This is a genomic window from Leeia sp., from assembly GCF_041909055.1.
In the GTDB taxonomy this organism is placed as follows: domain Bacteria; phylum Pseudomonadota; class Gammaproteobacteria; order Burkholderiales; family Leeiaceae; genus Leeia; species Leeia aquatica.
Genome location: NZ_JAYREC010000001.1, coordinates 414209 through 427515, shown reverse-complemented (window position 1 = coordinate 427515; position 13307 = coordinate 414209). Strand labels below are relative to the sequence as shown.

The 13307-nt window shown below is 60.1% G+C and carries 16 protein-coding genes; 14 read left to right on the top strand and 2 right to left on the bottom strand.

The window, feature by feature from the left end; all coding sequences use genetic code 11:
- Positions 1–96 precede the first annotated feature (96 nt).
- Genes fliL through fliR form a run of 7 tightly spaced genes read left to right on the top strand, consistent with a single transcriptional unit; the run spans position 97 to position 4390 of the window.
- Positions 97–654, top strand: a complete 558-nt coding sequence (fliL, locus tag ACE3O2_RS02540; protein WP_168876299.1) for a flagellar basal body-associated protein FliL — start codon at positions 97–99, stop codon at positions 652–654.
- 35 nt (positions 655–689) lie between these two features.
- On the top strand, positions 690–1691 hold the full coding sequence (gene fliM, locus ACE3O2_RS02535) for a flagellar motor switch protein FliM (RefSeq protein WP_374334697.1): 1002 nt from the start codon (positions 690–692) through the stop codon (positions 1689–1691).
- Positions 1684–2130, top strand: a complete 447-nt coding sequence (fliN, locus tag ACE3O2_RS02530; protein ID WP_168876297.1) for a flagellar motor switch protein FliN — start codon at positions 1684–1686, stop codon at positions 2128–2130. The genes fliM and fliN overlap by 8 nt, the downstream gene beginning before the upstream one ends.
- Positions 2127–2564, top strand: a complete 438-nt coding sequence (gene fliO / locus ACE3O2_RS02525; RefSeq protein WP_374334696.1) for a flagellar biosynthetic protein FliO — start codon at positions 2127–2129, stop codon at positions 2562–2564. Before fliN ends, fliO begins: the two co-directional genes overlap by 4 nt.
- Complete coding sequence (gene fliP / locus ACE3O2_RS02520; protein ID WP_168876295.1) at positions 2545–3312, top strand: flagellar type III secretion system pore protein FliP; 768 nt, start codon at positions 2545–2547, stop codon at positions 3310–3312. The genes fliO and fliP overlap by 20 nt, the downstream gene beginning before the upstream one ends.
- 9 nt (positions 3313–3321) lie before the next feature.
- The gene (fliQ, locus tag ACE3O2_RS02515) at positions 3322–3591 is read left to right on the top strand and encodes a flagellar biosynthesis protein FliQ (RefSeq protein ID WP_374334695.1); all 270 of its coding nucleotides are present in this window, start codon (positions 3322–3324) and stop codon (positions 3589–3591) included.
- A 10-nt stretch (positions 3592–3601) separates the two neighbouring features.
- Positions 3602–4390, top strand: a complete 789-nt coding sequence (fliR, locus tag ACE3O2_RS02510) for a flagellar biosynthetic protein FliR (protein WP_374334694.1) — start codon at positions 3602–3604, stop codon at positions 4388–4390.
- 15 nt (positions 4391–4405) lie between these two features.
- On the opposite strand, the gene astE is transcribed toward fliR, so the two are convergent.
- A complete protein-coding gene (astE, locus tag ACE3O2_RS02505; RefSeq protein WP_374334693.1) occupies positions 4406–5431 on the bottom strand; it encodes a succinylglutamate desuccinylase in 1026 nt (341 codons plus the stop codon).
- A 383-nt stretch (positions 5432–5814) separates the two neighbouring features.
- Here astE and ACE3O2_RS02500 point away from each other — a divergent pair, with 383 nt between their 5' ends.
- From ACE3O2_RS02500 to ACE3O2_RS02475, 6 genes are all read left to right on the top strand, one after another.
- Positions 5815–6354, top strand: coding sequence for a cytochrome b (locus tag ACE3O2_RS02500; protein WP_374334692.1), 540 nt, complete (start codon positions 5815–5817; stop codon positions 6352–6354).
- A 3-nt stretch (positions 6355–6357) separates the two neighbouring features.
- A complete protein-coding gene (locus tag ACE3O2_RS02495) occupies positions 6358–6906 on the top strand; it encodes a YceI family protein (protein WP_374334691.1) in 549 nt (182 codons plus the stop codon).
- Between the two features lie 65 nt (positions 6907–6971).
- A complete protein-coding gene (locus tag ACE3O2_RS02490; RefSeq protein WP_240947060.1) occupies positions 6972–7541 on the top strand; it encodes a YceI family protein in 570 nt (189 codons plus the stop codon).
- Between the two features lie 227 nt (positions 7542–7768).
- Positions 7769–9364 carry a hypothetical protein gene (locus ACE3O2_RS02485; RefSeq protein ID WP_374334690.1) on the top strand — a complete coding sequence of 532 codons (1596 nt, stop codon included), beginning with the start codon at positions 7769–7771 and terminating at the stop codon, positions 9362–9364.
- Positions 9365–9424: 60 nt separating this feature from the next.
- Positions 9425–10855 (top strand): DNA recombination protein RmuC, encoded by a 1431-nt coding sequence (rmuC, locus tag ACE3O2_RS02480; protein WP_374334689.1) that lies wholly within the window; start codon positions 9425–9427, stop codon positions 10853–10855.
- A gap of 5 nt (positions 10856–10860) precedes the next feature.
- Positions 10861–11274: a hypothetical protein gene (locus tag ACE3O2_RS02475; protein WP_374334688.1), complete on the top strand. Its 414-nt coding sequence runs from the start codon at positions 10861–10863 to the stop codon at positions 11272–11274.
- A gap of 206 nt (positions 11275–11480) precedes the next feature.
- Here the strand turns inward: ACE3O2_RS02475 and ACE3O2_RS02470 are convergent, their stop codons facing one another.
- Positions 11481–12140, bottom strand: a complete 660-nt coding sequence (locus tag ACE3O2_RS02470; protein WP_374334687.1) for a DedA family protein — start codon at positions 12138–12140, stop codon at positions 11481–11483.
- 99 nt (positions 12141–12239) lie between these two features.
- Here ACE3O2_RS02470 and alr point away from each other — a divergent pair, with 99 nt between their 5' ends.
- Positions 12240–13304, top strand: a complete 1065-nt coding sequence (gene alr, locus ACE3O2_RS02465; RefSeq protein WP_374334686.1) for an alanine racemase — start codon at positions 12240–12242, stop codon at positions 13302–13304.
- Positions 13305–13307: the final 3 nt, after the last annotated feature.

The following is a 13307-nucleotide window of genomic DNA, read 5'->3' as shown; positions in this document are numbered from 1 at the left end:
ATGACATCAACAAATTTTTGAAAACATTTGTTTTTTAATTAGAATTCGATTATTAGAGGCAAAAAGGGTGTCTGCATTCCAGGCGGGCGAGGGCGCATGAAAAAAATCATCATCATTGTGGTTGCCGTGGTATTGCTGCTGGGTGGCGTTGGCGGCGGGGTCTGGTTCTACTTGTCTTCCAAGCACAAGCCGACCAAGGGCAAGCCCAAAACTGAACAGCATGCGGCCAGTGAAGAGGCGGATGCCGGTGAAGAGGGCGGTGGCGAAGCGCATGGTGGCGAAGAAGCCCCTGCTGAGGAAGAGGAAGCTGCCGACGAAGAGCACAAGAAGCCGCCTGTGTTTGAAAAGATTGATCGCTTTGTCGTCAATGTGGATGGCAATCCGGAAAAGCGTGGCGTGATGTCGGTGGAAATCCAGGCTGAATTGGGTGACCCGCACGCCAAGGAAACGCTCAATGCCTACAAGCCCAAGATTCAGAGTGAAATCATTCTGATGCTGGGCAGTCAGAAGTTTGACGAACTGTCCACGCCGGAAGGCAAGAAGAAGCTGCAGAAGGCTCTGCAGGACAAGGTGAACGAAGTGATTGGTGTCAAATCGGCGAAAAAAGGGGTAAAGAGCATTGCCTTTACCTCCCTGATTCTGGAGGAGCGCTGAGCGCCGGCCAATAGGCGGGTGCCCGGCAAGCGGACATGGCAGACGATATCCTCTCCCAGGAAGAGGTCGACGCGCTACTGCGCGGGGTGACCGGAGAAGAGGACGCGCCGGAGGAGGGTGGCGACGGCGCGGGCGTTCGCTCCTACGACATTGGTCGTCAGGAGCGGATCGTCCGTGGCCGCATGCCGACCTACGAAATCCTCAACGAGCGCTTTGCCCGTTATTTCCGCATTGGCATTTTCAACTTCCTGCGCCGCAATGCTGAAATCTCGGTCGGGCCGGTGCGGGTGCTGAAGTACAGCGAGTTCATTCGTAACCTGGTGGTGCCAACCAACCTGAACCTGGTGCATGTGAAGCCTCTGCGCGGTACCGGGCTGTTCATCTTCGACCCCGATCTGGTGTTTCTGGTGGTCGATAACCTGTTCGGCGGGGATGGCCGTTTCCACATGCGGGTGGAAGGGCGTGACTTCACCTCGACCGAACAGCGGGTGATCCACCGCATGCTGGAAGTGGTGTTTGAGGAATACCAGCGTGCCTGGACGCCCGTGTTCCCGGTGGAATTCGAGTATGTGCGCTCGGAGATGAATACCCAGTTTGCCAACATCGCCACGCCGACCGAGGTGGTGGTGGCGGTGACCTTCAAGATTGAGCTGGGTTCCGGCGGCGGTGATTTCCACGTCTGCCTGCCGTATTCCATGATCGAGCCGATTCGGGATGTGCTGTACAGTTCGATGCAGGCCGACCGGGCTGAGGCCGATGACCGCTGGGTGAAGCTGCTGTCCAAGCAGATTCAGGTGGCGGAAGTGGATCTGGTGGCGAATCTGGGGTCGGCGCCAGTAACGCTGGGAGAGATTCTCAACCTGAAAGTTGGCGATGTGATTTCGCTCGACATTCCGGAGGCCATTGTCGCCGAAGTGGATGGTGTTCCGGTGCTGGAATGCCAGTATGGTATCCTGAACGGGCAGTATGCCTTGAAAGTGGACAAGATTTTAGCCGGCGCGGATCAGATGCTGGGTGCAGGGGATGAACATGGCTGAAGCAAACGACAGCGAAGAAACCGGTCTCGACGACTGGGCGGCGGCGCTGGCCGAGCAGGAAGCCTTCGATGCGGCACAACAGCCCTCGGACGGGGGGGATGCGCTGGCCGCAGCGCCTGCCGCAGCGGCACAGATTTTCCAGCAGTTTGGTGAGGGTGCGCCGCCGGCGGGTGCGCCCAGCAATCTGGACATGATCCTGGACATCCCGGTTGCGCTGACGGTGGAACTGGGGCGGACCAAGATTGCGATTCGTAGCCTGTTGCAACTGGCGCAGGGCTCGGTGGTGGAGCTGGATGGCCTGGCAGGTGAGCCGATGGACGTACTGGTGAATGGTTGCCTGATTGCGCAGGGTGAAGTGGTGGTGGTGAACGACAAGTTTGGTATCCGCCTGACCGATATCATCACCCCCGCCGAGCGCATCCGCCGGTTGCACAAATGACCGCCAGCGTGCTGCGCCGCTGGGCGGCGCTGGGTCTCACCATGCCTGTCATGGTGATGGCTGCACCGGGCTCGGCTGCACCGTTGTCCTTTGGCTATTTCTTCCAGGTGCTGATCAGTCTGGTGCTGGTATTGGCGCTGCTGTTCGGTACCTTGCTGCTGATGAAGCGCTTCTCGCATGGCATGCCGGGGCGACTGTCCCCATTGAAAATGGTCGGCGGGCTGGCTTTGGGCACCCGTGAGCGGGTGGTGGTGGTGGAGCTTGGGGATCGCTGGCTGGTGCTGGGCGTCACTGCCCAGTCGGTTCAGCTGTTGACCGAGCAGCCGCGCCCGGAAGGCGTGCCATCCCAGGCGGAATCGGCGCCACCGTTTCAGCAATGGCTGCAGCGCGCCCTCAATCGCAACAAGGAGCACCATGCGCCACCGTCTGCTTGACTGGGGCCGGATACGGCGCTGGGGGCTGCCGGTGGCACTGGCCCTGACGGGCGGGCTGGCCTTGGCGGCCAATACCCTGCCAGCGTTTACCAGCCAGCCTACACCGGATGGCGGCACCGAGTACAGCCTGTCGATCCAGACCCTGCTGCTGCTCACCTCGCTGACCTTCCTGCCCGCCATCTTGCTGATGATGACGGCGTTTACCCGTATCGTGATCGTGCTGTCGCTGCTGCGGCAGGCGATGGGTACCATCCAGTCACCGCCCAATCAGGTGATTGTCGGCATGAGCCTGTTCCTGACCTTGTTCGTGATGGCACCGACACTGGAGAAGGTGTATACCGACGCCTACGTGCCATTCTCGCAGGACCAGATCAATTTTAATCAGGCCTTGGAGGCGGGGGGCAAGCCGCTCAAGGCCTTCATGCTCAAGCACACCCGCGAGAAAGACCTGGCACTGTTCATTGAGCTGTCCGGCAGCGCGCGCCCCAATGGGCCGGAAGATGTCGGCTTCAAGGCGCTGGTCCCCGCCTATGTCACCAGCGAGCTGAAGACGGCGTTCCAGATCGGCTTTCTGATCTATATTCCTTTCCTGATCATCGACATGGTGGTGGCTTCGGTGCTGATGTCGATGGGGATGATGATGATCTCGCCGGTGGTGATCTCGCTGCCGTTCAAGCTGATGCTGTTTGTGCTGGTAGATGGCTGGCCGCTGCTGATTGGCGCGCTGGTGAAGAGTTTTTATGTCTAGGGGGCTGCCATGACGCCAGAAATGGTGATTACCATCATCGAGCGCGCATTGCTGGTACTGATCATGGTCGCTGCCCCCATGCTGCTGGCAGGGCTGATTACTGGCCTGATCGTGTCCATTTTCCAGGCGGCCACCCAAATCAACGAGATGACGCTGACCTTCATCCCCAAGCTGATCGTTACCTTTCTGGTGATTGTGCTGGCTGGGCCGTGGATGCTGTCGGTCATTACCGATTACACCGTCCGGCTGTTCAACGACATTCCGGGGCTGATCGGCTAAGGATGCTGCGGTGATCCACATCACGCAGGAGCAGCTCTACCACCTGATCAACCTCTATTTCTGGCCGCTGGCCCGGATTCTGGCCTTCATGGCGGTGGAGCCCCTGCTGTCGGTGCGGGCGGTGCCGCGCCGGGTCCGGTTGGGACTGGGGCTCGCCTTGACGGTGGTGGTGGTCCCACTGCTGGAAACGACCCCCACCAGCCTGCCCAGCGGGCCGATTGCCATGTTGCTACTGGTGCAGCAGATCTTGATTGGTGTGGGTATGGGTTTTGTGGCCCGGCTGGTGTTCACCGCCATTGAGATGGCGGGCAGCTTGGCGGGTTTGCAGATGGGGTTGTCTTTTGCTGCGCAGGTGGATCCAGTGCATGGCTCACAGACGCCGGTGGTGGCACAGTGGATGAGTTTGTTTGCCACCTTGCTGTTTCTGGCCCTCAATGGCCATTTGCTGATGCTGTCGGTGTTGGTGGAGAGTTTTCACCTGCTGCCGGTCGGCGCACAGCCCTTGCAGCTGGCAGGCATGAAAGACATCGCCCTGTTTGGCGCGCGCATTTTCAGTATCGGCTTGTGGTTATCGCTGCCGGTGGTGGCCAGTTTGTTGTTGACCAACCTGGTCATCGGTGTGGTGGCGCGCGCCTCGCCCCAGATGAACCTGTTTGCAGTGGGCTTCCCCATTACACTGGTGATTGGCCTGGCGGCCTTGTATTTTTCGCTGCCTTCCATGCAAGGCGTGCTGTCGCGGGTATTCGACATGCAGGTGCACATGATGCTGGATCTGCTGCGCGCTTTGCGTCCTGTCTGAGCCCATGCCCTGCGGTCAGGGCTTGATCTCCACTACCAGCAACCCGGCCCGCAGGCCAAGTTTGACCTTGGGGTTGGGGAATACGATGCACTCTTCATCCTGCGCCACCACATAGCGGTAGTCACCATCCGTTGCGAGCACCGTCCCCCGTGGAAACGCCGTGAAATTCTCCACGTCATCCGGGATATGCAATTGAAAACCCGCCTCGCTCTGGCGGACGATCTCACCGGCCACCCGGAAACGTCGCGGTAGCGGGGTAGTGGTGCTGTCCGCCGGGGCCGCCAGCAAGGCGCGCAGACCTTGATCCATGCCACTGAAGCGACTGAGATCGTTTTCACCAAAGCGTCGGACCTTGCCCAGCTCCAGCGTAAACGCATCAGCCCCGAAGCGGCTGCTGCTGAAATAGGAGAAGGTGCCAGCCGGTTTTTCGTTCAGCAGGACGGCATCCACCCCACAGCGTTGCAGCCAGGCCATCTGTTGCTCGTTCCACTGCAGATCCGCCCGGTAGGGGTAGAGGGCAAAACGCTCGAAGCGGGAGCCGCGGATGGCGGTGTGCAGGTCGTAGTGCAGAAGCGGCACCGCATGGGCAGCCGCAGGGGCCGCCATGAAAAAGGCGCTGAGCCAGCGCTCCAGCTGGGCGGCGCGGGCGGCCTCACGGCTGCCGGGGTGCTGCTGGTGGCGGCCATCAAACATCCGGTTGAGGTCATCGTCCAGATAGCGACGGTGCTGGCGCAAGGCTTCCGGGTTGCCAAACAGGAACAGCACGCGGGCGCGGCACGACAAGTGGCCGGCGGCCAGATCCCGTATCAGATGATTACAGACCTCTACCGGTGCCGTCTCATCGCCATGGATGCCGCAGGAGAGTACCAGGTCGGCGTGCCGATGTGCCAGATCTGCAGGCTCCCATTGCAGCGCGCCTTCGCCCAGCCACTGCCAGTGGCCGCCGTGCCCCGCCCAGCGTTGCGGCTGGTGCGTTTGCTGCTGTAGCAGCGCATTAAGAAAATCCCGGGTCAGAAGGTCAGGCGCAAAAGGGCTGGTCATGAGGTATGGTGAATACAGGTGAACTTGAAGACATTGTAGTGTTCGTCGTTACAACGTGCAGCCGGCATGCCGCATGTTCGACCAATGATGGCGCAGTTGTCTGCATGTTCATTTTTTTTGATTAATAGTTCAGGTTATTTTAGTAATCATTCTTGTTCTCTCTGTCAAAATGAGGACCTTGTAATGCGTGCATTGAGCCTTGTCTATCTTTGGTGCGCTGTTGAAGCATTTCCATGGGCTTGAATGGATGGATCGGCGGGCTGATGCTTGAAAGCTCCTCGCAAAATTAATTCAGTTTTTTTGATTTTTTCGGGAACCAATGATCGGTCGGCATACTCACAAGGGGCGATTGTGCCGTCGTGCAATGCAAGGAGCATGTAGAGATGAACCGTTACCACCCATTGTCGAAGCTACTGCACTGGCTGATGGCTGCACTGATCCTGGTCGCTTTCGGTATTGGCCTCGCCATGGCCGATGCGCCGCTGTCGCCCAAGGTGCTGGCGCAATTCAGTTACCACAAATGGATCGGCATCACTGTACTGGCGCTGGTGGCATTGCGTCTGCTTTGGCGTCTGCTCAAAGGGGTGCCCGCCATGCCGGACAGCATGAAGCCGTGGGAAAAGCTGGCGGCCCACCTCGGGCATCTGGGCCTGTATCTGCTGATGATCGGTGTGCCGCTGGTGGGATGGCTGATGAGCTCCGCCAAAGGGGTGCCGGTGGTCTACTTCAAGCTGGTGCGCCTGCCCGATTTGATCGGGCCCGACAAGGCGCTGGGTGAGCAATTGGCGGAAGTGCACGAAACACTGGCCTGGCTGATGGTCGCCTTGATCGTGGTGCATGTGCTGGCCGCCCTGAAACATCATTTTGTGAATCGCGATACGGTGCTGCGTCGCATGCTGCCGTTCGCCAAGGTAGAGGAGTAAGCAATGGGTGCATTACGTTATGGCCTGGCTGGCCTGCTGTTGAGTGCGGGGCTGGCGGCTCAGGCGCAAACGGTGGATCTGGCGAAGAGCCAGCTGAAGTTCACTTTCAAGCAGGAAGAAGTGCCGGTAGAAGGGCAATTCCGCAAGTTTGCGGCGCAGGTCAGCTTTGACCCGGCCAAGCCGGAGGCCGGCAAGGCGGACGTCAGTGTTGAGCTCTCCTCCGTGGATGGGGGCAGCCCGGATGCGACCGGTGAGCTGGGCAAGAAAAGCTGGTTCGACAGTGCCCACTTCCCGCAAGCCAAATTCAGCGCCAGTGGCTTCAAGGCGCTGGGTGGCGGCAAATTTCAGGCGCCCGGCAAGCTGAGCCTCAAAGGCAAGACTTTGCCGGTGACCGTGACCTTTACCAGCAAGCCGGAAGGCAAGGGCCTGCTGTTGACTGGCAGCACGACGGTCAACCGGCTGGCATTTGCGGTAGGCGATGGTGTCTGGGCAGATACCGATTCGGTGGCGGATGCGGTTCAGGTGCAGTTCAAGCTGTTGGTGAACCCATAAAGACAGGCAAGACCCTGTAGACCGGGCATGTTGCCCGCAACAACATAGAGGCAGGAGAGCATAGCATGATGAAAACCAAACTGATGGTGGCCGCACTGGCCTTGGGCGTGGCTGCAAGCAGCTTTGCAGCGGATACCTATGTGCTGGATTCGACCCACACCTACCCCAGCTTTGAAATCAATCACCTGGGTTATTCCATTACCCGTGGTCGTTTTGACAAAACCGAAGGCAAGATCATGCTGGACATGGCCGCCCGCACCGGCAGCCTGGAGGCCACCATTCAGACCGCATCGTTGAACACCGGTTTTGACAAGCGTGATGCCCACGTGAAGAGCCCGGATTTTTTCAACGTTGAAAAATTCCCGACCATGACGGTGAAAGCCAGCAAGTTCGTGTTTGACGGCGATGCCGTGGTGGCTGCGGAAGGGACGCTGACCCTGCTGGGCGTGACCAAGCCGGTGAAGCTGGATGTCAGCAACTTCAAGTGCGGTGCTCACCCGATGAGCAAGAAGGCGATGTGTGGTGCCGAAGTGCGCACCACCATCAAGCGCTCGGATTTCGGCATGACCACCTTCCTGCCTGCCATTGGCGATGAAGTGAAGATCATGGTGCAGGTGGAAGCCAGCAAGTCGTAAGCGCTGCACACCGTACAGACCCGGATGAACCCACCTGAGGCCATGGCCAGAGGTGGGTTTTTCCATTCGGGGCATGATATGCAAATTCTTGTTTCCCCGCTTTTATTTGGATTGTGTTACACGCAGAGACGAGTTATAAGTGAAGTCTGGATACAATCAACGCTGAATAAGGGTCGGGGCTGACGGTGCCATGCGGGCCGTCGCTGATACCGGGGAAGGTGCAGGGCATGCTGGATTTGTTGGTGTCGCGTTTGCTGGGTGGCGGCAAGTCGCGCAAAGAGCTGGAGGCGCTGGAAGGCGCAACCACCATGCTGGCGGGCTATGCCGCCAAAGATTTCAACGCGGCTTTCGCCACGATGGTGCAGGCACTGCGCCAGATCGACAATCAAGAGCGCAGCAACCCGAAAAAGCGGGCCAAGGCCTTCTTGTATGCCGAGGATACCTCCCGCCGTTACTATCACCAGTTGCTGGCTCAGCTGGTTCGCCTGCTGGAGCGGCAGGAGCTGTCTGCACATAACCTCTATCATATGGTGCTGGGCTATCAGGATGCCTTGATCACCTGTTATCAGTCGCTGCTGAGCGCAGATAGTGCGCTGGAGCGTTCGCTGGGCAAGGGCGTCGCCCCGCAGATTTTCTGCCGCACCCTGGCGCTGATTGCGGATTCAGCCATGGTGCGCATGCTGCGTTACGAGGCGCTGGAAACCGCACAGTGGGGGCAGGTCAATCGACTCTACGCCCAAGCGGAGCAATTAGGGCTGCAGCGCGTTGCTGTTGCCCCTTATGGTGGCAAAGAAGGCGAGCGGAGCATTGAGCAGGAATTCCTGCGCATGCAGCTGCTCTACCTGTCCCAGCCGGAATGCCTGACCCCACTGCAGATTGCCACCCTGAATGACTGGCTGCAACGTAACCTGACCGTGATGCAGGTGGACATGGAGCTGGCACCAGAGGCACAAAGCTTTGTGCTGGGGCTGGAAGGCTTCCGTCCACCCACCCAGCTCAAGAAGCGTGAAGAGGGCGCAGACAAGCGCTACCTGAATACCCGCCCGCTGATTGCCCGTGCTCAGAACATGGTCAAGCAGCTGCAGCAGGGGCAGGATTGCAAGGCATTGTCCTTGCCCACCGCCATGACCCCGCGCGATGCACTGGCCATGTTTGATCGCGTCAGCCGCTGCTGGTCACGCAGCCACTATCCGAAACGCCGGGACGAACGGCAAGCCACACCCGAGCTGGTGCTGCTGTACCAAGGCGTGCCTACCATTCTGGAAACCATCAAGTCGCCGCCAGAGCCCAGCCAGAGTCAGGCCTCGTTCAGCACCCGTGTCCACAGCCGCGCCGGTGTCAGTACGGTGATGGTGGATGAGAGTATGCTGTCGGATACCGCATCCTCCAGCATGTGGCTGCTGGAAGACATCAGCAGCCAGGGCATCGGCCTGCGTCAGCATAATACCGTCGCCAAACGCCCGGCGATCAACGACCTGCTGGCCGTCCGCTATCAGCACAAGCTGCGCATCGGCGTGGTGCGGCGTGTCGCCATGGAAGATGGCCGCCAGTACATCGGCGTCGAGATCGTGGCCGAAGAGCCGCAAATGGTGCAGCTGCGCAGCGTCAGCGGCGTCACGCTGGAGGCCATCTTTGCCGTCGGGCAGGATGAAGGCCAGCGCTTCCGTACCTTGCTGCTGCCCAGCCAGTTCGAGCCGCGCCCGGACCCTTACACCCTGCTCTACAAGGGTCGTGAGTATCAGGTCACCTTGTCGGCTGATGTCCGCTTTTACAGCGGTGGCAACCTGTTTCCCTTCTCGGTGGTGGAGCAGAAGGCCGCCTGATTCAGCCCCGCCCCGCCTGCAGCCGCGCTACAATCAGGCTTTGCAGACAAGGAGGCGGGCATGCTGGACTGGGTGCTGGTAGGGGCATTGCTGCTGGGGATGGCTGGCTTGGGCTGGCAGCTCACCCGCCTGTTGCGCTCGCAACAGCAGGCCATTACCCCGGAGCAACTCGAGCAGCGCCACCGCGACATGCTGCGTGACCTGCATCAAGGCCTGCAGCAGCAAGCCGAGCGTACGGCGCATGCCCTGCAAGATGCCAGCGAACGCCAGCAGCGTGCGTTGCTCGATACTGGTGAGCGCCTGCGGCAAATGGTGGCGGGCAGCGGTGAAACCCTGCGCCAGGTGGTATCGACCGAGCTGCTGCAAACCCGGCAGGCCCTCACCCAACTGCAGCACAACCAACAAGAACGACTGGGGCAGAACCAGGAAATGCTGCAGCGTGAGCTGGGCCAGCTTACCGTCAACCTGCAGCAGCGGCTGGATGCCCTGCGTACCGAGCTGCTGGAAAAAGTCAGCACCACCCTCAGCGGACAAGGCAAGCAGGCACAGGACACCTTGCTGGCGACGTTACAGCACGTCAGCCAGTCCCTCACCCAGACCATCGACAAGCTCAATCAGACCGTGGGTGAACGGCTGGAGCAGATTTCCGGCAAGGTTAGCGAGCGGCTGGACGAAGGCTTCAAGAAAACCAATGAAACCTTTGTCAACGTGATGGCACGCCTCGCTACCATCGACGAAGCGCAAAAGAAGATCGACGGCCTCGCCAGCAATGTGGTCAGCCTGCAGGAGCTGCTGGGGGACAAGCGCTCACGCGGCGCGTTTGGCGAAGTGCAGCTGGAGCATCTGGTGCGCAATGTATTGCCGGAAGCGGTGTTTGGCTTCCAGGTCACCCTCTCTTCAGGCGTGCGTGCCGACTGCGTGCTGGAGCTGCCGCCACCGACCGGTCGAGTGGCGGTGGATGCCAAGTTCCCGCTGGAAAACTACCGCCGCATGTTCGACGCCGCCGAAGAAGGCGAGCGCAAGCTGGCCCGCAGCCAGTTTGTCCGTGATGTGAAAAAGCACATCGACGACATTGCCAGCAAATACATCCTGCCCGGTGAAACCGCCGATGGTGCGGTGATGTTTGTGCCCGCCGAAGCCGTGTTTGCCGAAGTGCACGCCTACCACGACGACGTGGTGGCCTACGCCCAGCAAAAGCGGGTATGGATTGTCTCCCCCACCACCTTGATGGCGGTGCTCAATACCGCCCGCGCCGTGCTGCGCGATGCCCAGATGCGCGAACAGCTGCACGTGATGCAGCATGAGCTGGTAAAACTGGCCGAAGAATTTGGCCGCTTCGACAAACGCATGCAAAACCTCGCCACCCACATTGGGCAGGCGCATCGTGATGTACAGGAAGTGCACATCACCAGCCAGAAAATCAGCAAACGCTTCGCCGCCATCGAGCATGTCCAGCTGGAGGGGGATGGGCTGCCGGAGCTGGAGGAGTAGAGGGCATGGCAACCCAAAATGTAATATCAGGGTTACGGCGATGGCTCAGCTGGCGTTTGCTGGGGCCATGCTTTCTGTTGATGGTGCCAGCGCAAGCCGAGTCCTGCACTCACCTGGATACGTTACCCGTGGGTACCCCCCATTTCCAAAACTGCGGTTTTGGTGTGATTGAGTATGAGGATACATTCCATGCGTATGGGCATGATTACTACTATGTCTTGGTAGATCGTGCTTCGGGCGTGGTTTGGCTCGACTTTTACCTCTATGTTAAGGATGACGTTGCGGGCGGATGGCGGCTGGTCCTGCTTCGAACAAAAAACAAGTCCAATGTCCGAGTGCTGGTCGAAGACTTTGGGCTCAGAGGGGTTGGGCCATCGGGCAAGATGGTGTTCTTTATTGCTGCTGAAAGCCTGAAGTGAGCGGGCAGGGCTCCAAACCACCATGCCGCTGCTGCAGGTAAGGCTCATCGGCGGACGTGACGAACGCCAAGGTGTTTTGCGAGTGAAACCGATCATCCAAAAAAGACCCGCCTTGGCGGCGGGTTTCAGGGGGAATGAGGAGACACAAGCCTACTCAGGTTTGGGTATAGCTCCCCCGGTATGGGAATGCAAGGCAGAAATACGGCTTAGTCGGTACCGGCTGTACCATCGGGCAGGGTGGCGCGTGCTTTGCTGCGTTTGCGCCACCACAGGCAAGCGACCACCACCAGCAGTACGGCGAGAACCAGCAGGATGCCGCGCTGCCCGGCATGGACTTGCTCCATCAGCCAGGCGCGGTTGTCGGCGCCGTAGTAGCCGAGGTAGACCCAGATCGGCACGCTGATGAGCGCGGCAAAGCCGTCTGCCGCAATAAAGCGCCAGAAGGAGATGCGGCGGGTCATGCCGGCGGTGAGGAAGATGGGGGAGCGCAAGCCCGGCAGGAAGCGGGCGACAAACATCACCCGGTTGCCATACTTGTGGAATTTGTCCTGTACGGCCTCGTAGCGTTCCGGTGTCAGATAGCGGGCCACGATGCGGAAGCGGCGCACGCGTTCGCCATAGATGCGGCCGACCACGAACATGATGGTGTCACCTGCCAGTACGCCAGCCAGCCCGACCAGAAACATGATGTGCACATTGGCCATGCCCAAACCGGCCATCACCCCACCGGCAACCAGCGAGATGTCTTCCGGGATCGGCACTCCGAAGCCGCACAGCAGCAGCACGGAAAACACCGCGATATAAGCAAAGTAAGGGTGAGAGCTGACGCCAGAAAACAGGTCCAGCAGGGTTTGCAGAATATCCATTCAAGGGTCATGCCGGAACAGTTGATTCCGGCTGCGGTCACAGGTCGGCGTATAATAGCACAGCCGTATGACAGCGCTGTTTTTTGAGGAAACCTGTTGATGTACCGTCCCCTGTTTGCCCGGATTGATACCGCTGCCTTGCAGCACAACCTGCGGCAGGTGCGCGCGCTGGCGCCAGCCAGCAAGGTGCTGGCGGTGTTGAAGGCCGATGCCTATGGCCATGGCGTGCAGACCGTGGCAAGCGCATTGCAAGAGGCCGATGCGCTGGGGGTGCTGGAGCTGGAGCAGGCGCAGGCTTTGCGGGCGGCGGGGGAGCGCCGCCCTATCGTGCTGATGGAAGGGTACTTCACCGAAGATGAACTGCCCCTGCTGGCTGAACACCAGCTGACGCCGGTGATTCACAGTACACAGCAGCTGGCCTGGCTGCAGCAGGCCTGGTTGCCGCTGCGGCTGGATGTGTGGGTGAAGCTGAACTCCGGCATGAACCGGCTCGGGTTGCCGCCGGGGTCATACCGTGAGGTGGTGCAGCAGTTGTCCCGCTGGCCGCAGGTGGGCCGGGTCACGCTGATGAGCCATTTTGCAACGGCGGACGAAGCGGATGGGGTGGCGGCACAACTGGTGACCTTCCTGATGGAAACCGAGGGCATGCAGCTACCGGTGAGTCTGGCCAATTCAGCCGCCATCCTTGCACATCCGGACACCCATGCAGACTGGGTACGGCCCGGCATCATGCTGTATGGCGCACGCTCCGGAGCTGCTTCTGCGGCCAGCCAGGGCTTGCGGCCAGTGATGAGCCTGCTCAGTCGGCTGATTGCCGTGCAGCATGTTGAGCCCGGCGGCAGCATTGGCTATGGCGCAACCGTGGTGGCGGAGTACCCGATGCGCATTGGTGTGGTGGCGTGCGGCTATGCCGATGGCTACCCGCGTCATGCCCCCACCGGTACGCCGGTACTGGTGGGGGGGCGTCGCTGCCAATTGGTGGGCCGGGTGTCGATGGACATGCTGACGGTGGACCTGAGCGGCTGCCCGGACGCCGATGTAGGCACCGAGGTGGAGCTGTGGGGGGCGCAGTTGCCGGTGGATGAGGTGGCGGTGGCGGCAGGCACCCTGGGTTATGAGTTGCTCACCGCGGTGTCTGCCCGGGTGCCGCGCAGCCCGGTCTAGGGG